Below are 24,325 nucleotides of genomic sequence, written 5' to 3'. Positions count from 1 at the left end.
GTAGTTAACGACGAGTTACTTCAGGAATAGCTTTAATTAGCGGCCGTTCAACTTAGATAGTCGCTAAATTAGAGGGACCTTAATTTTCAGATTTCCGGCGCCGCTGCCTTGTCCGCACCTGTTGAGGTGTCACGTGGCGATACTTCCTCATCACGGTGGTGAAGTGGCTCTGGCTCGAAAATCCGCTCAGATCGGCAATGTCCGTGATCGACATGCGGCTGCCGGCAAGCAGTTTTTCAGCAAGGTCCAGGCGAAGAACCAGAACATACTGATAAGGCGACACACCGAACGTCTTCGAAAAAGCACGGGCGAAATGGTAGGGGGACAAGTCGCATACGGCCGCCATCTCCGCCAGAGACAGCTTGCGCGAGAAGTTCTCTTTCAGGAATTGCTGGATTTGGTGGGTGTGCCTGACCGACAATCCACCCTTGGCGTTTGGCAAGGGAGCCCTGTCGGAAGCGATCTCCGAAAATACGGCTGGCAGATGATCGTCGCGCCGCAACTCGGTCTCCTGATGCCGGCCCCCCCGCCAGTCCTAGTCCAACCTCGACACGTGTGTCCGGTTCCCCAGGCAAAACAATTGTGATCGTGCGTTTGGTTGGTAGCGCCGTCCGGTTTGACCCAACGACACGCACGCCAAGAGCCATGATTTGGGGCATTCGGTATTTCACGAAATTGCGGTTCGACGAGGAAAAACTTCTCTCACGAAAACTTTAGATGATGCTGCTGCTATCCGATTGTTCTCAAGTAAGATTTTTTCGTCGTGAGGTAACAAGGACAGCCTCTGACGCGTCAGGGTGCCATGCAAATTCGCTTGGCGTGGCGAGCGGGAGATCCAACACGCCGAATGCGGAAGTGACTCGCCCGCTACGGCGACCACTACTGCAACGGGACGGACGCCCGTTTGATCTGGCGGGCCAAGAAGCGGACGGCCGCCGCCCCGCGCTACCGCCCCCGAGCCAGGCTCCCCAGGATGCCACGCACGATGGCGCGGCCGACCGATGAGCCGACCGAGCGCACCACCGACTTGATGGCGGCTTCGGCGACGGTCTGGCGGTTGGAAGACCGCCGATTGCCAGACCCCAAGACATCGTCGAAGCCCGGAATGGTCCAGCGCGAGCCGCCGCTGTTTTGCTGCTGCGCCTGGGCCTCGGCGTCCTGCGCCTCCTTGGCCTTTTTCTGCAGGATCTCGAAGGCCGATTCGCGGTCGACGACCTGGTCGTACTGGCCGGTCACCGGGCTCCCGGCGATGATCTTGCGGCGCTCGTCCGGCGTGATCGGGCCGAGCCGCGATGACGGCGGCCGGATCAGCGTGCGCTGGACCATGGCCGGCACGCCCTTGTCCTCCAGCATCGAGACCAGCGCTTCGCCGGTGGCGAGCTGGGTGATGGCGGTGGCGCAATCGAAATCGGGATTGGGCCGGAACGTGTCGGCCGCAGTCCGCACCGCCTGCTGCTCGCGCGGCGTGTAGGCGCGCAGCGCGTGCTGGACGCGGTTGCCGAGCTGGGCCAGCACCTTTTCCGGGGTATCGAGCGGGTTCTGGGTGACGAAATAGACGCCGACGCCCTTGGAGCGGATCAGCCGCACCACCTGCTCGACGCGGTCGATCAGCACTTTCGGCGCGTCCTCGAACAGGAGATGCGCCTCGTCGAAGAAGAAGACCAGCTTCGGCTGGTCGAGATCGCCGACCTCCGGCAGTTCCTCGAACAGCTCCGACATCAGCCACAGCAGGAAGGTGGCGTAGAGCCTGGGATTCATCATCAGCTTGTCGGCGGCCAGAACGCTGATCGCGCCGCGGCCGTCGCGCGTGGTGCGCATGATGTCGGCGATGCGCAGCGCCGGCTCGCCGAAGAAGTTTGCCGCGCCTTGGCTCTCCAGCACCAGGAGCGTGCGCTGGATGGCGCCGACCGACGGCCTGGTGACATTGCCGTAGCGCGCGCTGAGTTCGTCGGCGCGGTCGGCGATGTTGGCGAGCAACGCCTGCAGGTCCTTCAAATCAAGCAGCAGCAGACCCTCCTCGTCGGCGATGCGGAAGGCGATGTTCATGACACCTTCCTGCGCCTCCGTGAGGTTCATCAGCCGCGACAAAAGCAGCGGCCCCATCTCGGAAATGGTGGCACGGATCGGATGGCCCTGCTCGCCGAACAGATCCCAGAAGATGACCGGGAATTCCTGGAACTGGTAAGGATCGAGCTTCACCTCTCCGGCGCGCTTGACCAGGAAATCCTTGGCCTCGCCCATCATGGATATGCCGGAAAGGTCGCCCTTGATGTCGGCGCAGAAGACCGGCACGCCGGCATTCGAAAAGCCTTCGGCCAGGATCTGCAGGCTAACCGTCTTGCCGGTGCCCGTGGCCCCGGTGACCAGGCCGTGGCGGTTGCCGTAGCGCAGCAGCACCTCTTCCGCGCGCTGGTAGGAATCGTCGGGCTTGCGGCTGGCGCCGATGAAGATGCTGGTCTCGTCAACCATGTCCGGTCTCCGCAATCTGTTCCGCTCAAAGGCCTCACCCGAGGTATAGTAACGCCAGCGGCAGGCGGCAATGGCCAGTATCGAGTTTGGGGGCCGGCTCCGAATTCGGCCTTTGGCGCTTGCGGATTTTGCGCATGTTTGGCAATCGGTCAGCTGGCCGCAAGAAAACCCGGCCGGATGACGCATTGTGATATCAGGTTGCTGACCTTAGATTGGCTGGAGCCGGCCGATGCGGCCGAGAAGCGAGGAGAGCGATGGGCGCCGGCGCCTTGACCAGGGATGTCGACCTTCCGAATCCGGACGCCAAGCGTTGGCGGACGCTGGCGGAGAAGGCGCTTGCCGGCGGTTCCTTCGAGGAAAAGCTGGTTTCCCGCACCGATGACGGCATCCGCATCGAACCGCTCAGCCAGCGCTCGACGACCGCAGAGCCGCTACCGCGCACAAATCCGACAGCACCGTGGATCGTCAGCCAGCGCGTCGACGACCCGGACATTGCCCGGGCGAGCGCGCAAGCCCTGGAAGACATCGCCCAGGGTGCGACCGGCCTGTCGCTGGTCTTCGAGGGCGCGCCGAATGCCTTCGGCTACGGCCTGCCGCGCACCGCGGAAGCGCTGGAAACGGTGCTCGACGGGGTGCCGCTCAACCGCGTGCAGGTGCGCATCGACGCGCATCCGTGGAGCCGCGCCGTGGCCGACTGGTTGCTCGCTTTCTTAAGCCGCCGCCGCTCCGATCCGACCAAGCTCAACCTCTCTTTCGGCATCGACCCAGCGGCGATTTTCGCCGGCACCGGGCGGCTGCGCACCTCGATCGAGGCGCTGCAGGAATCGATGCCGCAGTCGCTGGCGCATTTCTTTTCGATGGGCGTGCCGGGCGTGCTGCTCGAGGCCGACGGCCGCGTCTTCCACAATGCCGGCGCCACCGAGGCGCAGGAGCTCGGCACGATGATGGCCTCGGTCGTGTCCTATCTGAGGATGTTCGAGAAGGCGCGCCAGCCGCTGGTCTATGCAGCACCCTATATCGGCTTCGCGCTCAGCGTCGACCAGGACCAGTTCCTGTCGATGGCCAAGCTGCGGGCGTTGCGCAAGCTCTGGGCGCGCCTCCAGGAGGCCTGCTCGATCCCGGCCTCGACCGCCAGCATCCATGCCGAGACCTCCCATCGCATGATGACGATGGCCGACCCGGAGACCAATATCCTTCGTACGGCGATCGCGGCCTTCGCGGCCGCAACCGGCGGCGCCGATTCGATCTCGATCCTGCCGCACACGATCACGCATGGGCTGCCGGCCGGCTTTGCCCGCCGCGTTGCCCGCAATGCGCAGTTGATCATGGCCGAGGAGAGCCATATCGGCCATGTCGCCGACCCCGCCAGCGGCTCGGGCGCGGTCGAGACGCTGACCAACGATCTTTGCGCAGCCGCCTGGGAGGAGTTTCAGCGTATCGAGGCCGAGGGCGGCGTGCTCGCCAGCCTGCAGCAGGGCTATATCCAGAACCGCGTGCAGACGGCCGCCGCCAAGCGCAACGGCGCCTATCGATCTGGCGAACGCGGCATTGTCGGCACGACGCTTTACCGCGCGCCGAACGAGCGGCCGGTCGAGACACTTTCGGCGGAACGGCGGCCGGCGCTGACGGAGGGCGTGGCGACTTGCGAGCCGCTGTTTCCGGTGCGCATCGATCAATCGATCGGAGCCGGATCGTGATCCCGGATTTCAGCCAGATCGGCTGGTCGGCGCCGCGTCACTCTCCCGCGGAGGCCACAGGCCAGCGGATGACGCCGGAAGGCATCGCCGTAAAGCATCTCTATACGCAGGGCGACCTCAAGGGGCTCGCCAATCTCGACACCTATCCGGGCATGCCGCCCTTCGTGCGCGGCCCCTACCCGACCATGTATGTTCAGCAGCCCTGGACGATCCGCCAATATGCCGGTTTCTCGACGGCGGAGGAATCCAACGCCTTCTACCGGCGCAATCTCGCCGCCGGTCAGAAGGGTCTGTCCGTCGCCTTCGATCTCGCCACCCATCGCGGTTATGACAGCGACCATCCGCGCGTCGCCGGCGACGTCGGCATGGCGGGCGTGGCGATCGATTCCATCCTCGACATGCGCCAACTGTTCGACGGTATCCCGCTGAACGAAATGACGGTGTCGATGACGATGAACGGCGCGGTGCTGCCGATCATGGCCCTCTTCATTGTCGCGGCGGAGGAACAAGGCGTCGCCGAGAAAAATCTCGCCGGGACCATTCAGAACGACATCCTGAAGGAGTTCATGGTCCGCAATACCTACATCTATCCGCCGAAAACTTCGATGCGGATCGTGTCGGACATCTTCGCCTATACCTCCAGGCATATGCCGAAGTTCAACTCGATCTCGATCTCTGGCTACCACATGCAGGAGGCCGGCGCGACGGCCGACCTCGAGCTTGCCTATACGATCGCCGACGGCATCGAATATGCGCGCGCCGGCGTCACCGCGGGCCTCGACATCGACCGCTTCGCGCCGCGCCTTTCGTTCTTCTGGGCGATCGGCATGAACTTCTTCATGGAGGTCGCCAAGCTCAGGGCCGCAAGGCTGTTGTGGTCGAGCCTGATGAAGAAGAATTTTTCGCCGAAGGACGAGCGCTCGCTGTCCCTGCGCACCCATTGCCAGACCTCGGGCTGGTCGCTCACGGCGCAAGACCCCTACAACAACATCACCCGTACGATGATCGAGGCGATGGCGGCGACGCAGGGGCATACGCAGTCGCTGCACACCAATTCATTCGACGAGGCGATGGCGCTGCCGACCGACCATTCGGCGCGGATCGCCCGCAACACGCAGCTCATCCTGCAGAAGGAATCCGGCACCACGCGGGTGATCGATCCGTGGGGCGGCTCGGCCTATGTCGAGCGACTGACGCATGATCTGGCGGCGCGCGCGCTTGCCCATATCGAGGAAGTCGAGAGCCTCGGCGGCATGGCTGCGGCGATCGAGAAAGGCATTCCTAAGCTGCGCATCGAGGAAGCCGCCGCCCGCACCCAGGCGCGCATCGATTCCGGCGAGCAGGTGCTGGTCGGCGTCAACGCGCATCGCCCGGAAGTCGATACCGAGGTCGACGTGCTCAAGATCGACAATGCCGAGGTGAAGGCCCGGCAGTTGGCGAAGCTGCAGCGGCTGAAGGGCACACGCGATGTCGCCGCCCTGGAGGACTCGCTAGCGGCGCTGACCCGTGCCGCGGAGGGCGACGAGAACCTGCTCGAATTCGCGATCCGTGCCGCGCGCGCCAATGCTACGGTCGGCGAGATTTCGCTGGCGCTGGAAAAAGTCTTCGGCCGTCATACGGCCACGGTGCAGATCATCTCCGGTGTCTATCGCGACGCGCTCGGCGACAATCCGATTGCCGATCGGCTCAAGGAAAAGATCGAAGCGTTCGAGAAGAAATCCGGCGGCAAGCCGCGCATCCTGGTCGCCAAGATGGGCCAGGACGGCCACGACCGCGGTCAGAAGGTGATCGCCAGCGCCTTTGCCGATCTGGGCTTCGACGTCACCGTCGGACCGATGTTCCAGACGCCGGACGAGATCGCAAAGCTGGCGGTGCAGCACGATGTCGACATCATCGGCGCATCCTCTTTAGCCGCCGGGCACCTGACGCTGATCCCCGAGCTCAAGGACGCGCTGAAGAAGCTCGGCCATGGCGACATGCTGATCGTCGCCGGCGGCGTCATCCCGCCGCAGGATTATGATGCTGTGCTGGCGGCGGGCGCCGCGGAGATCTTCCCGCCGGGCACGGTGATTCCGGAAGCGGCAAACCGGCTGATGGATCGGTTGCTGGCGGCTAGCTGACGTCGTTATAATTCCTGTTGCAACATACGATGCTAAGCGTTATAATTAGCGTTGCAACAGGATATTTCTGCCATGAACACCACCATTCGCAAGATCGGCAATTCCGAAGGCGTGATCCTGCCTAAGGATCTCCTCGACCGCATGAATATGAAGGCGGGTGACCAGCTTCAAATCGTCGAGACGGACAAGGGCATCGCTCTTGAGCCGGTGGATGACAGTTTCGAGCGGCAGATGGAAGCTGCCCGTAAGGTCATGGACAAGTACAAGGTCGCGCTTCAGAAGCTTGCCGAATGAGCTGGCAGTTTCTGTCGCGTCGCGCTGTCGAGGCGATGCATGCCGAGCAGTTGCGCCGACATGGCGGCGCACAGGGCTTGAGGGATGAGAACGCCCTCGAATCCGCGCTTGCCCGCGCTGAAAACAAGGCCAACTATGGCGATTCGTCGATCGAGGATCTGGCCGCAGCCTACGTCTTCGGTATTGCCAGGAATCATGCCTTTGTCGACGGTAACAAACGTACGGCCATGGTTGCAGCCGGTGCGTTCCTGATCTTCAACGGCTACGACCTCACGGCGGACAATGGCACGATCTACGAATTTGTCATGGGCGTCGCCGCTGGTGAAATCGACGAGGCCGGCGCCGCGGCATTCTTCCGCGACCATACCGCCAAGCTTGAAGGCTAGTTCTCAGCCTTGTCCGAGAGCTTGACGATCTCCCATTCCTTGCCGTTGACGGCGACAATCTCGCCGACCTTCTTGCCGAACAGAGCCATCGCCATCGGCGAAACGTGCGAAATGCTGCCCTTCGACGGGTCGGCTTCGTCCTCGCCGACGATGCGCCAGTGCACCTTCTTGCCGTCATCGCCTTCCAATGTGACGCCCATGCCGAAGCGCACCACGTCGCTGCCCGGTTCCGGCACCGAAAGCTCGGCGTTCTCGCGCCGCGCTGTCCAGTAGCGCAGGTCGCGCGACACGACCGCGAGGCGCTCGCGATCGCCGCGCCGTTCGGCCTTGGCCATCAGGTCACGCAGGTCGGCGAGATTCTCCTCGATCATCGCCAAGCCACGCTCCGTCACCAGGTTGCGGTGCGTGCTGACTGGACGTTCGCCGACGCCCGCAATGGCGTTTTCGCTGTCTTCCTCGCGGGTAAAAGCTCTGCTCATCCAACGAACTTAGGCTTGGCGAGGCGACTGCACAAGCGGTTTGCCGGCGAGCCTATTTTGGCACGATTCCTGCGAAGGACGAGGCGAAACGCCAGGATCTGTGCCGATGTTGAACAGACGAACGCTGCTTGCCCGGACCGCCGGCTTCGCCGTCGCCGGCCTATTCGCCGGCAGGGCATCGGCGAAAACGCTGCCGGGTATCGAGATGGCCGCGATGCGCGGCTCGATCAACGCCACCGAGGTCGGCGTGCAGCCGGGCGCGGTCGACGACCAGAGCAAGGTTTTCGCCAAGCTGCTGGCTGAGGCCAGCGACCGCGACCAGCCGGTGTTCCTGCCGCCCGGTACCTATCTCGTCTCGAACCTGAAGCTGCCTGCCCGCGTACGCCTGTCGGGCGTGCCGGGCGCGACGCGCATCGTGTATGGGGGCAATGGCCATCTGATGATGGCCGAACAGGCCGAGCACCTCGAATTGAGCGGGCTGGTGCTCGACGGCGCCAATCGCTGGCTGGCCGACTACACGCAAGGATTGCTCGATCTGCGCCGCGTCGCCCATCTCGTCATCGACAATTGCCAGGTGACCGGCAGCGGCAAGAACGGATTGGCGCTCGAGCATGCCGTCGGCCGCATCAGTCGCTCCGATATTTCAGGAGCGGCGGATGCCGGCATTTATTCGGTCGAGGCCGGCGGGCTGGAGATTTCCGGCAACAGCGTGTCCGATTGTGCCAATGGCGGCATCCTGGTGCATCGCTGGCAAGCGGCGGAGGACGGCACCATCGTCAGCGGCAATCGCGTCCAGCGCATCGGCGCGCGGAGCGGCGGCACCGGCCAGAACGGCAACGGCATCAACGCCTTCCGCGCCGGCAATGTCATCATCTCTGGCAATGTCGTCTCCGATTGCGCTTTCACCGCGGTCCGCGCCAACAGCGCCAGCAACCTGCAGATCAGCGGCAACACCTGCTCGCGCTCGGGCGAGACCGGGATCTATTCGGAATTCTCCTTCGAAGGCGCGATCCTCAGCAACAATCTGGTCGACGGCGCCGCCAACGGCATCTCGATCGTCAACTTCAACGAAGGCGGCCGCATGGCGGTCTGCTCGAACAATATCGTGCGCAACCTCTCGACGGCCGGCCCCTACACCGCCGATCCGCCGGGCTTCGGCGTCGGCATCAGCGCCGAGGCCGACACGACGGTCTCGGGCAATGTCGTGGAGAATGCGCCGCTCTACGGCATGCAGCTCGGCTGGGGGCCGTATCTGCGCAATATCGTGGCGACGGGAAACATCATACGCCAGGCAGGCACCGGCATCGTCGTTTCGGTCGTCGAAGGCTCCGGCACCGCGGTCATCTCGGACAACGTCATCGATGGCGCGAAAAACGGCGCCATCATCGGCCAGCGCTGGGCCGATCCGGTTACCGGCGATCTATCCCAGTCAACCGATACCGGCTACGCGCATCTCACCGTCGAGCGAAACAAGGTGAGCTAGATGTGAGCATTTTGCAGCCAGGCGGAATCGCTTGGCGTCGCACAAATGCGGCTAAAACAAAGAGATAGAGCGGTTCTCCGTGAAACGGTGAACCGCTCTACGCCGCGGCCACGATAATGTGCGCCTGGATCTTGGCGGCCACTTCGCCGCGGCCATGCCTGTCAGCGATTGCGGATTCGGCATAGTCGGTTGCGGATGCCAACCGTCCGGCCTCCCTGGCCTCGATCTCGTTGCGAAGAAGTGTTCCCTGACAATAGGCAACGGCCGGAACGCGCGGCGAGGATGCACGGCTTTGCTCGGCTATTGTATCGATCGTCACATCGGAGAACCCGGCGGCCGACAGATCGCGACGGATCAGGTCCTTGTCGTGGTAGCCATGCGGCGTGCGCGCCAGGAAACGCGGCGGATCGTGCGGAAAAATCGTGGCGAGAGCATTCGTCACGTCGTCGGCGAATACATTCTCCTCGATGCGATCCCACACGCTGAACAGGAAATGTCCGCCAGGCTTCAGGACCCGCTTTGCCTCGCGATAGGCAGCGACGCGGTCGGGAAAGAACATCGCGCCGAACTGACAACAGACGAGGTCGAAGGCGGCATCTGCGAATGGCAATTGCAGGGCATCCGCCTGGCGCCATGTGATGCGGCTGTCGGGGCCTTGGCGCGAAGCCGCATAGTCGAGCATCGGCTGGTTGAGATCGGTTACGGTGTAGCTGGCGTCGAGAGAGAGTTTCGGCGCCAGGGCGCGGGCGACGGCCCCGGTGCCCGCGGCGGTTTCCAGAACAGCCAGGGGTGAGAAGGACGCCGCCCGCCGTGCGAGATCCGCGGCATAGGCCTCGAAAATCAGCGGCACCATATGGCGATCGTAGTTTTCCGGGATCGACCCGGCAAACACCTTGTCCGTTTCCAGCATGGTCAGCGTCTCGCCGTTTGATTGATGGAGGAGACTAGCAAAAAAACATGAACTCGTTGCTGTTCAGTTTTGTCGTGGAACGGCGTTTTCCGGGTCGTCATCAGCCAAAATGGCGGCTCCAGAATTAGATACACATTGTGTATGCGAAAATGCTATATCTGTAACGGAAGGATTTTTTTGCCATGGCCACCAAAAACCAAGACACCCACGCCAAGGCCGTTAATCTGCGCATCCGCGAGGATGTCCGCATCCTGATCGACCGCGCCGCGAAGATACGCGGGAAGACCCGCTCCGACTTCATGATCGACGCCGCTTACCGCGCAGCCGAAGACACGCTGCTCGACCAGACGCTCGTCAAGGTCGATGCCGAGAGCTATCAGCATTATCTCGATATCCTCGATCGGCCACCGAGCAGCGAGGGATTTGTCCGCCTGATGAATGCGCCCAAACCCTGGCGGGACTGATGCTTTCGGCACCAATCCTTCTTGCCGATAGTCACGAACTCGACCTTTTTCAAAGCGGAACCGACAGCCTGGATCAATGGCTTCGACGGCGGGCACGCGCCAATCAAGTCAGCGGCGCGTCCAGAACCTATGTGATTGCAGAAAGCACGCGCGTTGTCGGTTATTACTGCCTTTCATCAGGCGGACTTGACCTGGCGGATGCTCCCGGTTCGATCCGTCGCAATATGCCCGACCCCGTGCCCATGGCTGTACTTGGCCGTCTGGCTGTCGATGCAAGCTGGCAAGGCAGGGGCCTGGGCGTCGCTCTGTTGCAGGACGCGGTACTGCGGACCGGTCAAGCGGCAGCCATTCTCGGCATTCGCGGTCTCTTGGTTCATGCCATATCGGATGAGGCCAAAGCGTTTTATGAGCACTATGGCTTCCAGGCTTCCCCCAAAAATCCGATGACCCTGATACTGTCGTTGAAGATAGCTCAAAAGGAGGAATCTACGCGCTAGGCGAGCGCCGCCGTCGGCCGCAGCAAACCGACCTTGGCGCCGACGCGGCTTTCGATTGCGGGACGGGCCAGTTTGCCGAGCCTTGCCGCAACCGCTTCATCCGCGCGAAGCAGCTTTGCCAGCATCGCGGCGATCATCACCTCCGCCGCCCTGCCGGCGCCGTCATCGCATTTCAAGGCGATGCCGAGGCCAAGTTCGGGCAGTGCCGCGCAATAGACGCCTTCGGCGCCGGTCTTGACGAAGATGCGGCCGGGCGCGGCCTGCATCAGCGCGACATCGGCCTTGCCCATGCCGGCGACGAGGAACGGCTCGGCCATGCAGGCCGAAAGCAGCCGCTTCGCCGCCTTGGCGCGTTCAGGTGAAAAGCCCCTGCCCGTCGCCATGCGGGCAAAGCCCCGCGCGAAGCTCTTCAACGGCACGGCGTAAGTGGGGATAGAGCAGCCGTCGGTGCCGCAGTGGCCGACGTCATGCGCCGCGCCTGTCACGGACTGCATGGCGTCGCGCACCATCTCCTGCATCGAATGGCCGGCCTTGACGTAGCCACCATGGGCGATGCCGGCGTGGACGCAGGTGCAAAGGAAGCCTGAATGCTTGCCGGAGCAGTTGTTGTGCAAGGCGTTCGGAACGCCGCCGGCGCGGGCGAGCGCGATGGTGGCGTCGTGGCTCGAGGGCCAATGCGCGCCGCATTCCAGCGCCGTCTTGTCGAGGCCTGCCTTAGCGAGCATGGCCGTAGCCAGTTCGACATGGGCCGGCTCGCCCGAATGCGATGCGCAGGCCAGCGCCAGTTCGCGGCTTCCGAAGCCATAGGCGTCGGCAGCACCCGATTCGACCAGCGGCAACGCCTGGATCGCCTTCACCGCCGAGCGCGGGAACACCGGATGTTCCGTATCGCCGATCTCGAAGACAGGCTTGCCGTCGGCGTCGAAGACGGAAACCACGCCGCGATGGGCGCTCTCGACCACCGCGCCGCGCGTGACTTCGATCAGAACCGGATTTGTCATATTGCCTCCCGCACGCGCGCACCCAGGGGCGCGCCGCTTGAATGCGGGCCGCTTCTACCTGATCCGGTCGAGGATGGAAACGTAATTGGCGACGGCAGCACCACCCATGTTGAAGATACCGCCGAGTTTTGCGCCCGGCACCTGGATGCCGCCCGCCTCGCCGGTGAGCTGCATGGCGGTCAGCACATGCATCGACACACCGGTGGCGCCGATCGGATGGCCCTTGGCCTTCAGGCCGCCGGACGGATTGACCGGGAGGCGCCCGTCCCTGGCGGTCGTGCCGTCGAGCGCGAGCTTGGCGCCCTCGCCGGGCTTGGCCAGACCCATGGCCTCATATTCGATCAATTCGGCGATGGTGAAGCAGTCATGCGTCTCGACGAAAGAGAGATCGTCGAGGGTCACGCCGGCCTTCTTCAGCGCCTGTTCCCAGGCCCGCTCGCAGCCCTCGAAGGAGAGGATGTCGCGCTTCGACATCGGCAGGAAATCCTGGACATGCTCGTTGGCGCGGAAGGTCACGGCGCGGCGCATCCTCAGCGCCGTCGCGGTGTCGGTGAGCACAAGGGCGGCCGCTCCGTCCGAGACCAGCGAGCAATCGGTGCGCTTCAGCGGACCGGCGACAAACGGGTTCTTCTCGCTTTCCTGGCGGCAGAACTCGTAGCCGAAATCCTTGCGCATCTGGGCGTAGGGGTTGTCGACACCGTTCTTGTGGTTCTTGGCGGCGATCATGGCGAGCGCGTCGGACTGGTCGCCGTAGCGCTGGAAATAAGCCTGCGCGATCTTGCCGAAGACGCCGGCGAAGCCCGCCGGCGTGTCGCCATCCTCAGGCAGGTAAGACGCCTTGAGCAGGTTCTTGCCGATTTCGGGACCAGGCGTGGTCGTCATCTGCTCGGCGCCGACCACCAGAACGATGCGGGCGGCGTTGGCGTCAATGGCGCGGATGCCTTGCCGGACAGCGGCCGAGCCGGTGGCGCAGGCATTCTCAACGCGCGTCGCCGGCTTGAAGCGCAGCCGGTCATCGGCCTGCAGCACCAGGCTGGCAGTGAAATCCTGCGGCGAGAAGCCGGCGTTGAAATGGCCGAGCACAATCTCGTCGACGTCATCCGGACCGATGCCGGCATGGTCGAGCGCCTCGACGGCGACCTTGGTGATCAGGCCTTCCAGCGTCTCGCCTTCGAGCTTGCCGAAGCGCGAATGCGCCCAGCCGACGATGCATGCGGTCATAACAGCCTCCATTCGCGCCGCAGCCTAGCACGATCGCGCGCGGCACGTGATTCAATATTGTTCAACGATGAACCGTTTTCCAGACCTTGGGATAGGCCAAGTCCACACGATCGGTTGATCCCAGCCTTGATTTTTTATTGATTGATGCGTCAATAAAAAATAAACTCCCCGTCGAACCGGATCCCAAAATGCCAAAAATCGGAATGGAACCAGTGCGCCGCAAGGCGCTGATTGACGCGACGATCTCGGCGATCGGCGAGCGCGGGTCGCTGGACGTGACGATGTCCGAGATCGCCGGTCGCGCCGGCGTGTCGTCGGCGTTGGCGCATCACTATTTCGGCGCCAAGGACGAGCTGCTGTTTGCGACGATGCGGCATATCCTGGCCGAACTCAACATCGACACGCGGCGGGCGCTGCGCCTTGCCATGACGCCGCGCCAGCGCGTCTCGGCAGTCGTTGCAGTCAGCTTCTCCGACGACCAGTTCCAGCCCCAGATCATCGCCGCCTGGCTCGCCTTCTATGTCGAGGCGCAGAAATCCTCCGACCTGCGGCGGCTGCTGCGCATCTATGCACGGCGGCTGCATTCGAACCTGATGAGCGGGTTGACCGGCATTCTGCCCAGAGCCGAGGCCGACCGGGTCGCCGAAGCGACCGCGGCGCTAATCGACGGGCTCTATATCCGGCGAGCGCTGAAGGACGGCGTGCCCAACGCGCAGACCGCTATCGAACTCATCGAGGATTATCTCGAAACCAAACTGACCGGACGGAGCCTGCCTTGACGAGCCGACGACCCAATTTCCTGATCGTCATGGTCGATCAGCTCAACGGCACGCTGTTCCCCGATGGACCAGCCGACTTCCTGCATGTCCCGCATCTCAAGACACTGGCCGCGCGCTCGGCGCGCTTCGCCAACAACTACACCGCCTCGCCGCTCTGCGCGCCCGGCCGCGCTTCGTTCATGAGCGGCCAGTTGCCGTCGCGCACCGGGGTCTACGACAACGCCGCGGAGTTCACCTCCTCGATCCCGACCTTCGCGCATCACCTGCGCGCCGCCGGCTACTACACCTGCCTCTCCGGCAAGATGCATTTCGTCGGGCCGGACCAGTTGCACGGTTTCGAGGAGCGGCTGACCACCGACATCTATCCCGCCGATTTCGGCTGGACGCCGGATTACCGCAAGCCCGGCGAGCGCATCGACTGGTGGTACCATAATCTGGGCTCGGTCACCGGCGCCGGCGTCGCCGAGACCACCAACCAGATGGAATATGACGACGAGGTTGTGTTCCTGGCATCGCAGAAGCTCTACCAGCTTTCGCGGGAACAGGACGACGCGGACCGCCGGCCCTGGTGCGTCACGGTTTCGCTTTCGCACCCGCACGACCCTTATGTCGCGCGCAGGCAATACTGGGATCTCTACGAAAATTGCCAGGCGCTCGATCCTGAAACGCCATTCATCTCTCATGACGAGCAGGATGCGCATTCGCAGCGGCTCTACCACGCCAGCGACTATCAATCCTTCGAGATCACACCTGAACAGGCGCGCCGTTCCCGGCGCGGCTATTTCGCCAACATTTCCTATGTCGACGACAAGCTTGGTGAGTTGCTGGATGTTCTCCAGCGCACCCGCATGCTCGACGACACGATCATCCTGTTCTGCTCGGACCATGGCGACATGCTTGGCGAGCGGGGCCTGTGGTTCAAGATGAGCTTCTTCGAGGGTTCCGTCCGCGTGCCGCTGATGATCGCCGGCAAGGGCGTGCCGGCCGGCCTCATCGAGGCGCCGGTTTCCAATCTCGATGTGACGCCGACGCTTTGCGACCTCGCTGGCATCGACATCGCGGCGATCGCGCCGTGGACCGATGGCCAGTCGCTGCTGCCGCTGCTCGATGGCAAGCCGCACACAGCGCCGGTGTTGATCGAATATGCAGCCGAAGGCTCGTATGCACCGCTGGTCGCGATCCGCGACGGCAAATACAAATTCGTCCATTGCGAGCTCGATCCGCCGCAGCTGTTCGATCTCGAGGCAGATCCGCTCGAGCGCGACAACCTTGCAGAGGATCCGGCGAATGCAGCCCTGATTGCGGCGTTCATGGAGAAGGTCCGGGCTCGCTGGGACATGGCGGCTTTCGACGCCGCCGTGCGCGAAAGCCAGGCGCGCCGCTGGGTCGTCTACCCGGCGCTGCGCAACGGCGCCTATTACCCGTGGGATTTCCAACCGCTGCAGAAGGCGTCGGAGCGCTACATGCGCAATCACATGAACCTCGACAATCTCGAAGAGAGCAAACGGTATCCGAGAGGCGAATGATGGCAGACGTTCTCGTTCCTACCCTTGATCATCTGAAGCAGGCCTATGCCGTCACCTCGACGGCCACCCAGGTGACGCCACTGCTGGAGTCGGCGGCACTTGCCAGGGAGACGGGTGCCGCGCGCGTCTTCGTCAAGCCCGAGTCGCTGCAATGGGCCGGCTCCTTCAAGGTGCGCGGCGCCTATTGGCGGCTGAACCGGCTTTCGTCGGATGAAGCGAAAAAGGGCGTCGCGGCCTATTCCTCCGGCAATTTCGCGCAAGGGCTGGCGGCCGCCGGCCAGGCGCTGGGCATTCCCGTCACCATCGTGATGCCGATCGACGCGCCGGCAGCCAAGCGCGATGCCACAGCCAGCTATGGCGCGCGCGTGGTGCTGACCGACCATGGCGAGCGCGCGCGTGAGGAAGTGGCGGCCGCCAAGGCGCGCGAGATCGCCGAGACCGAGCACCTCACCCTGCTTCATCCCTTCGACGATCCGGAAATCGTCGCCGGCCAGGCCGGCGCCGGGCTGGAAGCGCTCGACCAACTGGCCGCCAAGAAGGCGCATGCCGACCTGGTGTTCTGCTCGGTCGGCGGCGGCGGGCTGATCGGCGGCGTCTCGCTCGCCTTCCACTATCTGTCGCCGAGGACCGAGATCATCGCCGTCGAGCCGGAGGGATTCAACGGCATGGGATCGTCGCTGGCGCATGGCGCGATCGAAACCATGCCGATCGGACCGAAATCGATCTGCGACGGGCTGATGGCGCGCAAGCCCGGTGACGCGCCTTTCGCGGCGGTGAGCGCCGCCGGCGCGCGCGGCGTCACCGTCGACGATGCCTCGGTGCGGCGTGCCATGAAGATCGCCTTCGAGCGCATGAAGCTGGTGCTGGAGCCCTCGGGCGCGGCATCGCTCGCGGCGCTGCTGGGCGGCGAGGTGGATATGGCGGGCAAGACCGTCCTCGTTGTGGCTACCGGCGGGAATGTCTCGCTCGCCGATTTTATGGCGCATATGAACAATGCTTGAAGCGGATTTCGTCATCATTGGCTCCGGCTCCGCCGGCTCGGCCATAGCCTACAGGTTGTCGGAGGACGGCAAGCATTCGGTGATCGTCATCGAGTTCGGCGGCACCGACATGGGTCCGCTGATCCAGATGCCGTCGGCGCTGTCGATCCCGCTCAACATGAGCCTCTACGACTGGGGTTTCGCCAGCGAGCCGGAGACGCATCTCGGCGGCCGCGTGCTCGCCACCCCGCGCGGCAAGGTCATCGGCGGCTCGTCCTCGATCAACGGCATGGTTTATGTGCGCGGCCATGCGCATGACTTCGACCACTGGGCCGAGCAAGGTGCTGCCGGCTGGGGGTTCGCCGACGTGCTTCCCTATTTCAAGCGCATGGAGGATTCGGACGGCGGCGAGGATGGCTGGCGCGGTCACGGCGGGCCTCTGCATATCCAGCGCGGCACGCGCAAGAATCCGCTGTACGGCGCCTTCCTCGAGGCCGGCCGCCAGGCCGGGTTCGAGCTCACCGACGACTATAACGGGTCGAAGCAGGAAGGCTTCGGCCCGATGGAGCAGACCATTCTGGGCGGCCGCCGCTGGTCGGCGGCCAATGCTTATCTGAAGCCGGCTCTCAGACGCGGAAATGTTAGCCTGCTCAAGGGTTTCGCCCGGCGCGTGGTGATCGAGAATCAACGCGCCGTCGGTGTCGAGATCGAAGCTGACAAAAAGATTCAGGTCGTTAAGGCGCGACGTGAGGTGATCGTCGCGGCATCGTCGATCAATTCGCCGAAGATCCTGATGCTTTCCGGTATCGGCCCGGGCGCGCATCTCAAGGAAAACGGCATCCAGGTGATCGCCGACCGGCCGGGCGTCGGCGCCAATCTGCAGGACCATCTTGAACTCTACATACAGCAGGAAGCGACCAAGCCGATCACGCTGAACTCGGTGCTCAATCCTTTCTCCAAGGCACTGATCGGCGCGCAGTGGCTGTTCTTCAAGACCGGCCTCGGCGCCACCAACCATTTCGAGGCGGCGGCCTTCGTGCGCTCGCAGGCCGGCGTCGACTACCCCGATATCCAGTACCATTTCATCCCGGCGGCGGTGCGCTATGACGGCAAGGCGGCGGCGAAGTCGCATGGCTTCCAGGCGCATGTCGGGCCGATGCGCTCGAAGTCGCGCGGGTCGGTGACGCTGCGCTCGCCCGACGCCCGCGCCAAGCCGGTGATCCGCTTCAACTACATGTCGCATCCGGACGACTGGAGCGAGTTCCGCCACTGCATCCGGCTGACGCGCGAGATTTTCGGCCAGAAGGCCTTCGACGGTTTTCGGGGCAAGGAGATTTCGCCGGGCAGCCACGTGCAGTCGGACGACGAGCTCGATGCCTTCATTCGCGATCACGCCGAAAGCGCCTATCATCCTTGCGGCACCTGCAGGATGGGCCGCGCCGACGATCCGACCAGCGTCGTCGATCCGGAATGCCGGGTGATCGGTGTCGAGGGCCTGCGCGTCGCCGACTCCTCGATCTTCCCGCGGGTGACCAACGGCAACCTCAACGCGCCCTCGATCATGACCGGCGAGAAGGCTTCCGATCATATCCTTGGCCGCACGCCGCTGGCGCCATCCAACCAGGAGCCCTGGATCAATCCGCGCTGGCAGGTGGCCGACAGATAGGCCATCATCCGGCGGGCGCCCTCCCCCGCCCAGCGACCATGAATGGAGAAAAACCATGCGCGCCCAGCCAACGGCATCGCATTATGTCAACGGCCGCTACATCGAGGATGAAGGCGGCGCGCCGCTGCCGGTGATCTATCCGGCGACGGGCGAGACCATCGCCACGCTGCATTCGGCGACGCCGAACGTGCTGGAGCTGGCCATCGAGGCGGCGCGCGCCGCACAGCCGGCCTGGGCGCGGATGAAACCGGTCGAGCGCGGCCGCATCCTGCGCCGCGCCGCCGACATTCTTCGCGCGCGCAATGCAGATCTGGCGCGGATCGAGACGCTCGACACCGGCAAGGCGATCCAGGAAACGCTGGTGGCGGATGCGCCTTCGGCCGCCGACTGCCTGGAATATTTCGCCGGCGCGGTCGCCGCCTTCAACGGCGAGATGATCGATCTCGGCGGACCCTTCGCCTACACGCGGCGGGAGCCGCTCGGCGTCTGTGTCGGCATCGGTGCCTGGAACTATCCGATCCAGATCGCCGGCTGGAAATCGGCGCCGGCTTTAGCCATGGGCAATGCCATGGTGTTCAAGCCGTCGGAGAACACGCCGCTGTCTGCCCTGGCACTGGCCGAGATCTACAGCGAAGCAGGTTTGCCCGATGGCCTGTTCAATGTCGTGCAAGGTTATGGCGACGTCGGCGCCGGTCTCGTGGGCCATGATGTCGTGGCAAAAGTCTCGGTGACCGGCTCGGTGCCGACCGGCCGCAAGGTTCTGTCGCTCGCAGGCTCGAAGATGAAGCATGCGACGATGGAACTCGGCGGCAAGTCGCCGCTCATCGTCTTCGACGACGCCGATCTCGAGAACGCCATCGGCGGCGCGATGCTCGGCAACTTTTACTCCACCGGCCAGATCTGCTCCAACGGCACGCGCGTCTTCGTACAAAACGGCCTTTATGACCGCTTCGTCGAGCGGCTGGTCGAGCGCACCAAGAAAATCCGCATCGGCGATCCGCTCGATCCCGAAACGCAGATGGGACCGCTGGTCAACAAGGCGCAACAGGACAAGGTCGTCTCCTACATCGCCGCCGGCAAACAGGACGGTGCGAGCCTCGCCTGCGGCGGCAACGTGCCGTCGCTGCAGGGTTTTGACGGCGGCTTCTTCATCGAGCCGACGGTGTTCACCGGCGTCACCGATTCTATGCGCATCGCACGCGAGGAGATTTTCGGGCCGGTGATGAGCGTGCTGAGATTCGACAGCGAGGACGAGGTGATCGACCGAGCCAACGACACCGAATTCGGCCTGGCGGCCGGTGTATTCACACGCGACCTGCCGCGCGCGCACCGGGTGATCGCCGAACTGCAAGCCGGCACCTGCTGGATCAACGCCTACAATCTGACGCCGGTGGAAATGCCCTTCGGCGGTGTCAAGCAGTCCGGCATCGGCCGGGAGAACTCGCTGGCGGCGCTGTCACACTATTCGCAGCTGAAGGCGGTCTATGTCGAGACCGGGGATGTGGCGGCGCCGTATTGACTTGGCAAACTGGCTTGGCAAACTTATCATAAATTGATAAGAATGGATAAGTCGATCCAAAGGTGATGCGATGCCTTCCAGCTACAATATCGGCTCCCGCTACGAGGCATTGGTGCGTGAACTTGTCGAAAGTGGCCGCTACGCAAGCGCGAGCGAAGTCGTACGCGACAGCTTGCGTCTGCTCGAGGAGCGCGAGGAGCAGCGGCAGGCGAAGCTTACTGCCTTGCGTGAAGATATCCGCAAGGGGAAGGAAAGCGGCCCTGGCATCCCGGCGTCGGAGGTTCTTGATCGGCTGGAAGCGAAGTACCGCGATAAAAGCCACAGGTAATGGCCGTCACGTTCTCACCCGCTGCCGCCAGAGATGTCGAGGAAATCGGCGACTATATCCATAGCGAAAATCCAGCGGCTGCCCGACGATTTGTGGCCGCACTCAGAGCGCGGTGCGATCGCATCGCCAACGCACCACGCGGCGGCGCGCCTCGATAGTCCTTGTCACCGGACCTACGGTCTGTGCCGTTCCAGCACTATGTAGTCTTCTACGTGGCTGAAGCTGGCGATGTGCGGATTGAACGAGTTGTGCACGGCGCTCGCGATATCGATGCCATTTTCGAGGCAGACGACGACGCTTAGCGCGCTGGCATCGACCTTACCCCTTCTGCGACGTTCCATCCAGATACTGCGTCAGCGCATAGACCAGATGGTAGAAGATGCTGGCGGGCACGTCGGTCGCCAGCGAGCGGCCGCGCTCGTCGATGCGGTCGATCCAGAGGCCGAGCGGCGCCGGATCGATGTGCCAGCGGAACAGGCGGCCGACGCGCGCTTCGATCTCCGGCTTGAGGTCCGGTCCGCCCGAGCCGTCAAGCGCGATCGCCGCCTTGATCGCCTCGGCCTGCGGCCAGCCGCGCGACACGCGATCGAGCGGCAGGCCCTGGCGTGACACGGCGCCATAGGCGAGGCCGGTGGCGCGGTTGAGGCCGTTGGCGATGGCCGAGGCATAGAGCTTGCGGGCGAAGGCCGTGAGTTCGCTCTGGCCGCTGCGGGCGGCGAAATCGACAAGCAGCGAGGCCCATTCGAAGTGATGGCCAGGCTCGGTCCAGGTCCCCTTCTCGCCCGCCGCCGGCTTCCAGCCCTCGTCGAAATATTCGCCCAGCGTCCAGCTTTCGGCGTCGAAGAAATGACTGCGGAAAAGGTCGATGATGCGGGCGGCGCGGCGCAGATAGGCCCGTTCGCCGGTCGCCTTGTGCCAGGCAAGGAAAGCTTCGAGCAGGTGCATGTGCGGGTTGGAGCGCCGGTCCTCCGCGCCGTCGGAGGTTTCCAGAAAGCCGGTCATGCGGCTGTCTTCCAGATGCGCATCGAGGAAGGCAAACGTCTCCTCACCGAGCCGCAGCGCGTCGGGATGGCCCGAGATGTGAGCGTGCGCCAGCGCCAGGAGCACGCAGGAATGGTCGTAGGCGTCCTCCACCGGATCGGCGACCGAGCCATCGATGTTGAGCGTGCGCACCCAGCCGCCGCGGTCGGTGCGGCCCTGACCGGCCATGAAGTCGATGCCGTGCGCAATCAGCCGGTCGGCCGGGCCGTCCCAGCCCCGTTCCTTGGCAACCGCGAAGGCATAGACCTGGCGTGCCTGCGTGCGCATGCGCTTGGGTTTCATCAGCGGCGCGGCATCGAAGCCGAGCGCCTCGTGGAAGCCGCCATAATGCTCGTCGACGCCCGATGTCGACCACAGCGGCAATGTCTCGTCGAACAGCCAGTGATGCACGCGCCGCCGCCAGGCGCCGCTCTCGATGACGCGGTCGGGCGCGGGGGTGAACCTAGTCTCCAGCCGACCGGATTTTTCCAGCTGCTCGACGATCTTCTTGACGTGCTGGCTGTGGCTGACAGGGGCGACGAAAGTGGCATCGGCGGTGGAGACGACGGCCACGTCCTTCATGCCGATCGCCGACAGCAGGCGACCTTCGCTGCGGATATAGGAGTTCTCGCAATCGATGGCGACGACGTCGCCGACGATCACGTTGCCCTGCCCGTCGGATGGGCCGACATCGAGCAGCGACTGCCAGGAGCCGAGATCGTTCCAGCGGAAGCCGGCGGGCACCATGGCGATGTCTTTCGCGCGCTCCATGATGGCGTAATCGATCGAGGTCGACGGGATCGCGGAGTAAAGTTCCAGCGGCATATAGAGGCCCGACAGATCGCTGGTCGCGGCCTGGTAGGCTGTCTCGGCGGCCTGCCAGATATCGGGCGCGAAGGCGGCGAAAGCGTCGCGCATGGCGCCGGCGCGGAACAGGAAGATGCCGGTGTTCCAATAGAAACTGCCGGCCTCCAGATAGGCCTGCGCGGTGATGAGATCCGGCTTCTCGACGAAGCGCGAGACATCGAAGACGCCGTCCCTGTCGGCCCCGACCTCGATATAGCCATAGCCGGTCTCGGGCTGAGTCGGCTTCAGGCCGAACACCACGAGCCGGCCGGCATTTGCCGCCGCGGCGCCCGCCTCGATGCTTTGCCAGAACTGACGAGGCGTCGAAATCTCGTGATCGGACGGCACCGCCAGAACCAACTCGTCGCCATATTCGGAAAGGGTGCGCAGGCTGGCAAGCGCCACGGCGGCCGCCGTGTTGCGGCCCGTCGGCTCGAACAGCGGTCCGCCGCCGCCGAGATCGAGACCGGCAAGGTCGGCGTGGACGCGCTCGGCGTGACGCTCCGAGGCGATCAGGAAGATCGGCGTCTCGCCTTCGGGCCGCGCCGCCAGCCGGCGCAAGGTCCTGGCCAGCATCGAGCCATCGCCCGAGAAGTCGTGAAACTGCTTGGGATTGTCTTCGCGCGACAGCGGCCACAGCCGCGAGCCGACGCCGCCACTCATAACGAAACTGACGATGCGCTCAGTCATTCGGGTCTTATGCTCAGAGTTGATGGACAAGCGGCCGCCGGATATGCCTTTAGCCGGTGTCGAGCCGATTGGAAATCCGCTCGGCCGCCAGATCGATGAAGGCCTTGACCAGCGGTGAAAGATGTCGGCTGCTCGGGTAAAGCACATAAAGGCCGCTGGCCGGCATGGTGTAGTTTCCTAGAACGCGGCGCAGCCGCCCCTCGCGTATGAGCGTGTCCGCCATCGCGTGCGGCATCTGGGCGATGCCGTAACCCGCGACTGCCGCGGCAACAACCGCCTGCATCTCGTTGGCGGCAAAGCGCCCCGTCACCGTGACCGCCTCCTCGCCATCCGGCCCCTCCAGCACCCAGTGGGCGCCAACGGTCGAAGGACCGGCAATGACGCAGTGATGATCAGCCAGATCCGCCGGCTTTTCAGGCGCTCCATGGCGCAAGAGATAATCCGGACTGGCGCAGAGCTGACGATGTGTCGAACCGAGCTTGCGCGCGATCAGCGTCGAATCCTGAAGAACGCCGGTGCGGAAAGCGAGATCGATACCGTCTTCAACAAGGTTAAGCCTGTCGTCCGTAAGGCGCAGCTCGACCTTGGTCTTCGGATACATCGCCAGAAACTCGACCACCGCACGGTTGAGGAAATAGGCGCCGAAGCCGACGGGAGCGGAAATGCGGATCGTGCCTGTCGGTTCCGCCCTCGCCTCGGCAAGCTGCTGATTCGCCTCCTCGATCGCCCGCAGCGCCCGGCTGCTTTGCTCGTAATAGAGGCGTCCGGCGTCGGTCATGTTGAGGCTGCGCGTCGTGCGCTGCAACAGGCGCACCCCGATCTCCCGCTCGAGTGCCGCGACACGGCGGCTGACCGTCGTCTTGGGCATGGCAAGCAAGCGCGCGGCAGCGGTGAAGCTGCCCGCCTCGACCACGCGGGCGAATACGACAATATCGTTGAGGTCGAACATTATATCCATCAGTGGGACAAAGTTTTTCAATTATAGGCAATTATGCATCAATTCGACAATGCATAACTGTGCTGCGCCAACAGCAAGGAGCAAATGAGATGACGATCAAGAGAGAAATTCTGGTGACTGGCGCCACGGGCCAGCAAGGCGGCGCGGTCGCGCGTGCCCTTCTTTCGAAGGGCCATAAGGTGAAGGCGTTGACACGCTCGCCCGACGGCAAGGCCGCGCGGCAGCTGGCATCGGCCGGCGCTGAAATCGTGGCCGGCGATCTATCCGATTCAGTCTCGATCGCAAAAGCCGCGAGCGGGGCCGATACGATGTTCCTGATGGGCACCATGACCGAGGCCGGCATGGAAGAAGAGACCCGCCAGGGCATCCTTGCCGCCGACGCGGCGAAGGCGGCGGGCGTCGGACACCTCATCTATTCGTCGGTCGCCGACGCCAACAAGAAAACCGGCATCCCGCATTTCGAAAGCAAGTACGGCGTCGAGCAGCATATCGCGCGGCTCGGCATCCCCTATACGATCAGCGCCCCAGTCGCTTTCATGGAGAACTTCGTCGCGCCGTGGTCGATCGGCGCGTTGAGCCGGGGTACGCATGCCTTCGCCTTGCCCGCCAAGCGCCAGTTGCAACTGGTGGCGCTGGCCGATATCGGCGCCTTCGTCGCCGCGCTCGCCGAACGGCGCGAAAGCGTCTTCGGCAAGCGTTTCGATTTTGCAGGCGACGAATTGTCGGGCGAGGACCAGGCGAAAGTCCTGTCGCAGGCCATCGGCCGCCCGATCCGTTACCAGGAAATTCCGATCGCCGTCGCTCGCCAGCAGAGCGAGGATGCGGCGCTCATGTTCGAATGGTTCGATCGCGTCGGTTATGACGTCGATGTCGCTGCCTTGCACAAGGAGTTTCCTGAGGTCCGCTGGCACAGCTTTGCCGACTGGGCGAAAGAGTTCGACTGGAGCGTCCTCGGACAGCCGGCCGCCTGAGCACGGCGGGCGACGGAACCC

24 protein-coding genes are annotated in these 24,325 nt (G+C 63.9%); 15 read left to right on the top strand and 9 right to left on the bottom strand.

The window, feature by feature from the left end:
• Positions 1-79 precede the first annotated feature (79 nt).
• Positions 80-502 (bottom strand): AraC family transcriptional regulator, encoded by a 423-nt coding sequence (locus RFM68_RS08580; protein ID WP_320232292.1) that lies wholly within the window; start codon positions 500-502, stop codon positions 80-82.
• 443 nt (positions 503-945) lie between these two features.
• Positions 946-2,469, bottom strand: a complete 1,524-nt coding sequence (locus RFM68_RS08575; RefSeq protein ID WP_320232291.1) for a helicase HerA-like C-terminal domain-containing protein — start codon at positions 2,467-2,469, stop codon at positions 946-948.
• Between the two features lie 254 nt (positions 2,470-2,723).
• On the opposite strand from RFM68_RS08575, the gene RFM68_RS08570 reads away from it, so the two are divergent.
• The 4 genes from RFM68_RS08570 to RFM68_RS08555 all read left to right on the top strand — a co-directional run bounded on the left by RFM68_RS08570 (position 2,724) and on the right by RFM68_RS08555 (position 6,966).
• The gene (locus RFM68_RS08570) at positions 2,724-4,166 is read left to right on the top strand and encodes a methylmalonyl-CoA mutase subunit beta (protein ID WP_320232290.1); all 1,443 of its coding nucleotides are present in this window, start codon (positions 2,724-2,726) and stop codon (positions 4,164-4,166) included.
• Complete coding sequence (gene scpA / locus RFM68_RS08565; protein ID WP_320232289.1) at positions 4,163-6,286, top strand: methylmalonyl-CoA mutase; 2,124 nt, start codon at positions 4,163-4,165, stop codon at positions 6,284-6,286. The genes RFM68_RS08570 and scpA overlap by 4 nt, the downstream gene beginning before the upstream one ends.
• A gap of 72 nt (positions 6,287-6,358) precedes the next feature.
• Positions 6,359-6,580 carry an AbrB/MazE/SpoVT family DNA-binding domain-containing protein gene (locus RFM68_RS08560; RefSeq protein WP_320232288.1) on the top strand — a complete coding sequence of 74 codons (222 nt, stop codon included), beginning with the start codon at positions 6,359-6,361 and terminating at the stop codon, positions 6,578-6,580.
• Positions 6,577-6,966, top strand: a complete 390-nt coding sequence (locus RFM68_RS08555; RefSeq protein ID WP_320232287.1) for a type II toxin-antitoxin system death-on-curing family toxin — start codon at positions 6,577-6,579, stop codon at positions 6,964-6,966. The genes RFM68_RS08560 and RFM68_RS08555 overlap by 4 nt, the downstream gene beginning before the upstream one ends.
• Here RFM68_RS08555 and greA read toward each other — a convergent pair.
• A complete protein-coding gene (gene greA / locus RFM68_RS08550; protein ID WP_320232286.1) occupies positions 6,963-7,445 on the bottom strand; it encodes a transcription elongation factor GreA in 483 nt (160 codons plus the stop codon). The genes RFM68_RS08555 and greA overlap by 4 nt on opposite strands.
• Before the next feature lie 106 nt (positions 7,446-7,551).
• Between greA and RFM68_RS08545 the strand changes: the two genes are divergently transcribed.
• Entirely contained in the window at positions 7,552-8,928 is a 1,377-nt protein-coding gene (locus tag RFM68_RS08545) for a TIGR03808 family TAT-translocated repetitive protein (protein ID WP_320232285.1), read from the top strand.
• A gap of 97 nt (positions 8,929-9,025) precedes the next feature.
• Here the strand turns inward: RFM68_RS08545 and RFM68_RS08540 are convergent, their stop codons facing one another.
• Positions 9,026-9,838, bottom strand: a complete 813-nt coding sequence (locus RFM68_RS08540) for a class I SAM-dependent methyltransferase (protein WP_320232284.1) — start codon at positions 9,836-9,838, stop codon at positions 9,026-9,028.
• 182 nt (positions 9,839-10,020) lie between these two features.
• On the opposite strand from RFM68_RS08540, the gene RFM68_RS08535 reads away from it, so the two are divergent.
• Both RFM68_RS08535 and RFM68_RS08530 read left to right on the top strand, forming a co-directional pair.
• Positions 10,021-10,302, top strand: coding sequence for a type II toxin-antitoxin system TacA family antitoxin (locus RFM68_RS08535; protein ID WP_320232283.1), 282 nt, complete (start codon positions 10,021-10,023; stop codon positions 10,300-10,302).
• On the top strand, positions 10,302-10,799 hold the full coding sequence (locus tag RFM68_RS08530) for a GNAT family N-acetyltransferase (RefSeq protein WP_320232282.1): 498 nt from the start codon (positions 10,302-10,304) through the stop codon (positions 10,797-10,799). Before RFM68_RS08535 ends, RFM68_RS08530 begins: the two co-directional genes overlap by 1 nt.
• Here RFM68_RS08530 and RFM68_RS08525 read toward each other — a convergent pair.
• Positions 10,796-11,800, bottom strand: coding sequence for an asparaginase (locus RFM68_RS08525; RefSeq protein ID WP_320232281.1), 1,005 nt, complete (start codon positions 11,798-11,800; stop codon positions 10,796-10,798). The two genes, RFM68_RS08530 and RFM68_RS08525, sit on opposite strands and share 4 nt — an antisense overlap.
• Before the next feature lie 54 nt (positions 11,801-11,854).
• Positions 11,855-13,021 (bottom strand): acetyl-CoA acetyltransferase, encoded by a 1,167-nt coding sequence (locus RFM68_RS08520; protein WP_320232280.1) that lies wholly within the window; start codon positions 13,019-13,021, stop codon positions 11,855-11,857.
• A 188-nt stretch (positions 13,022-13,209) separates the two neighbouring features.
• Between RFM68_RS08520 and betI the strand changes: the two genes are divergently transcribed.
• The 7 genes from betI (at position 13,210) to RFM68_RS08485 (ending at position 19,977) form a co-directional block, all read left to right on the top strand.
• The gene (gene betI / locus RFM68_RS08515; RefSeq protein ID WP_320232279.1) at positions 13,210-13,800 is read left to right on the top strand and encodes a transcriptional regulator BetI; all 591 of its coding nucleotides are present in this window, start codon (positions 13,210-13,212) and stop codon (positions 13,798-13,800) included.
• Complete coding sequence (gene betC / locus RFM68_RS08510) at positions 13,797-15,326, top strand: choline-sulfatase (protein WP_320232278.1); 1,530 nt, start codon at positions 13,797-13,799, stop codon at positions 15,324-15,326. Before betI ends, betC begins: the two co-directional genes overlap by 4 nt.
• Complete coding sequence (locus RFM68_RS08505; protein WP_320232277.1) at positions 15,323-16,327, top strand: threonine/serine dehydratase family protein; 1,005 nt, start codon at positions 15,323-15,325, stop codon at positions 16,325-16,327. Before betC ends, RFM68_RS08505 begins: the two co-directional genes overlap by 4 nt.
• Entirely contained in the window at positions 16,320-17,972 is a 1,653-nt protein-coding gene (gene betA, locus RFM68_RS08500) for a choline dehydrogenase (protein WP_320232276.1), read from the top strand. Before RFM68_RS08505 ends, betA begins: the two co-directional genes overlap by 8 nt.
• A 55-nt stretch (positions 17,973-18,027) precedes the next feature.
• A complete protein-coding gene (gene betB, locus RFM68_RS08495; RefSeq protein WP_320232275.1) occupies positions 18,028-19,491 on the top strand; it encodes a betaine-aldehyde dehydrogenase in 1,464 nt (487 codons plus the stop codon).
• Positions 19,492-19,561: 70 nt separating this feature from the next.
• Entirely contained in the window at positions 19,562-19,819 is a 258-nt protein-coding gene (locus tag RFM68_RS08490; protein WP_320232274.1) for a type II toxin-antitoxin system ParD family antitoxin, read from the top strand.
• Positions 19,819-19,977, top strand: a complete 159-nt coding sequence (locus RFM68_RS08485; protein ID WP_320232273.1) for a type II toxin-antitoxin system RelE/ParE family toxin — start codon at positions 19,819-19,821, stop codon at positions 19,975-19,977. Before RFM68_RS08490 ends, RFM68_RS08485 begins: the two co-directional genes overlap by 1 nt.
• Positions 19,978-19,992: 15 nt before the next feature.
• Here the strand turns inward: RFM68_RS08485 and RFM68_RS08480 are convergent, their stop codons facing one another.
• The 3 genes from RFM68_RS08480 to RFM68_RS08470 are packed head-to-tail and all read right to left on the bottom strand — an operon-like array spanning position 19,993 to position 23,324.
• Positions 19,993-20,160, bottom strand: a complete 168-nt coding sequence (locus RFM68_RS08480) for a hypothetical protein (RefSeq protein WP_320232272.1) — start codon at positions 20,158-20,160, stop codon at positions 19,993-19,995.
• Complete coding sequence (locus RFM68_RS08475) at positions 20,138-22,375, bottom strand: AGE family epimerase/isomerase (RefSeq protein ID WP_320232271.1); 2,238 nt, start codon at positions 22,373-22,375, stop codon at positions 20,138-20,140. Before RFM68_RS08475 ends, RFM68_RS08480 begins: the two co-directional genes overlap by 23 nt.
• 49 nt (positions 22,376-22,424) lie before the next feature.
• Positions 22,425-23,324, bottom strand: coding sequence for a LysR family transcriptional regulator (locus RFM68_RS08470; protein WP_320232270.1), 900 nt, complete (start codon positions 23,322-23,324; stop codon positions 22,425-22,427).
• A gap of 98 nt (positions 23,325-23,422) precedes the next feature.
• Here RFM68_RS08470 and RFM68_RS08465 point away from each other — a divergent pair, with 98 nt between their 5' ends.
• Positions 23,423-24,304 carry an NmrA/HSCARG family protein gene (locus RFM68_RS08465; protein WP_320232269.1) on the top strand — a complete coding sequence of 294 codons (882 nt, stop codon included), beginning with the start codon at positions 23,423-23,425 and terminating at the stop codon, positions 24,302-24,304.
• Positions 24,305-24,325: the final 21 nt, after the last annotated feature.

This window comes from Mesorhizobium montanum (assembly GCF_033977145.1).
Classification (GTDB): Bacteria; Pseudomonadota; Alphaproteobacteria; order Rhizobiales; family Rhizobiaceae; genus Mesorhizobium; species Mesorhizobium montanum.
The sequence above is the reverse complement of the archived record's forward strand: the minus strand, read 5'-3'. Positions and strand labels throughout refer to the sequence as shown.

What these genes read in the sequence shown, in the direction of transcription:
- RFM68_RS08490 (WP_320232274.1), top strand. Translation starts at nt 19,562, where the DNA reads ATGCCTTCCAGCTACAATATCGGCTCCCGCTACGAGGCATTGGTGCGT.
- RFM68_RS08520 (WP_320232280.1), bottom strand. Translation starts at nt 13,021, where the DNA reads ATGACCGCATGCATCGTCGGCTGGGCGCATTCGCGCTTCGGCAAGCTC.
- RFM68_RS08535 (WP_320232283.1), top strand. Translation starts at nt 10,021, where the DNA reads ATGGCCACCAAAAACCAAGACACCCACGCCAAGGCCGTTAATCTGCGC.
- betB (WP_320232275.1), top strand. Translation starts at nt 18,028, where the DNA reads ATGCGCGCCCAGCCAACGGCATCGCATTATGTCAACGGCCGCTACATC.
- RFM68_RS08540 (WP_320232284.1), bottom strand. Translation starts at nt 9,838, where the DNA reads ATGCTGGAAACGGACAAGGTGTTTGCCGGGTCGATCCCGGAAAACTAC.
- RFM68_RS08560 (WP_320232288.1), top strand. Translation starts at nt 6,359, where the DNA reads ATGAACACCACCATTCGCAAGATCGGCAATTCCGAAGGCGTGATCCTG.
- RFM68_RS08575 (WP_320232291.1), bottom strand. Translation starts at nt 2,469, where the DNA reads ATGGTTGACGAGACCAGCATCTTCATCGGCGCCAGCCGCAAGCCCGAC.
- RFM68_RS08475 (WP_320232271.1), bottom strand. Translation starts at nt 22,375, where the DNA reads ATGACTGAGCGCATCGTCAGTTTCGTTATGAGTGGCGGCGTCGGCTCG.
- RFM68_RS08480 (WP_320232272.1), bottom strand. Translation starts at nt 20,160, where the DNA reads ATGGAACGTCGCAGAAGGGGTAAGGTCGATGCCAGCGCGCTAAGCGTC.
- greA (WP_320232286.1), bottom strand. Translation starts at nt 7,445, where the DNA reads ATGAGCAGAGCTTTTACCCGCGAGGAAGACAGCGAAAACGCCATTGCG.
- RFM68_RS08505 (WP_320232277.1), top strand. Translation starts at nt 15,323, where the DNA reads ATGATGGCAGACGTTCTCGTTCCTACCCTTGATCATCTGAAGCAGGCC.
- RFM68_RS08570 (WP_320232290.1), top strand. Translation starts at nt 2,724, where the DNA reads ATGGGCGCCGGCGCCTTGACCAGGGATGTCGACCTTCCGAATCCGGAC.
- RFM68_RS08545 (WP_320232285.1), top strand. Translation starts at nt 7,552, where the DNA reads ATGTTGAACAGACGAACGCTGCTTGCCCGGACCGCCGGCTTCGCCGTC.
- RFM68_RS08485 (WP_320232273.1), top strand. Translation starts at nt 19,819, where the DNA reads ATGGCCGTCACGTTCTCACCCGCTGCCGCCAGAGATGTCGAGGAAATC.
- betA (WP_320232276.1), top strand. Translation starts at nt 16,320, where the DNA reads ATGCTTGAAGCGGATTTCGTCATCATTGGCTCCGGCTCCGCCGGCTCG.
- RFM68_RS08470 (WP_320232270.1), bottom strand. Translation starts at nt 23,324, where the DNA reads ATGTTCGACCTCAACGATATTGTCGTATTCGCCCGCGTGGTCGAGGCG.
- RFM68_RS08465 (WP_320232269.1), top strand. Translation starts at nt 23,423, where the DNA reads ATGACGATCAAGAGAGAAATTCTGGTGACTGGCGCCACGGGCCAGCAA.
- RFM68_RS08555 (WP_320232287.1), top strand. Translation starts at nt 6,577, where the DNA reads ATGAGCTGGCAGTTTCTGTCGCGTCGCGCTGTCGAGGCGATGCATGCC.
- RFM68_RS08530 (WP_320232282.1), top strand. Translation starts at nt 10,302, where the DNA reads ATGCTTTCGGCACCAATCCTTCTTGCCGATAGTCACGAACTCGACCTT.
- RFM68_RS08525 (WP_320232281.1), bottom strand. Translation starts at nt 11,800, where the DNA reads ATGACAAATCCGGTTCTGATCGAAGTCACGCGCGGCGCGGTGGTCGAG.
- betI (WP_320232279.1), top strand. Translation starts at nt 13,210, where the DNA reads ATGCCAAAAATCGGAATGGAACCAGTGCGCCGCAAGGCGCTGATTGAC.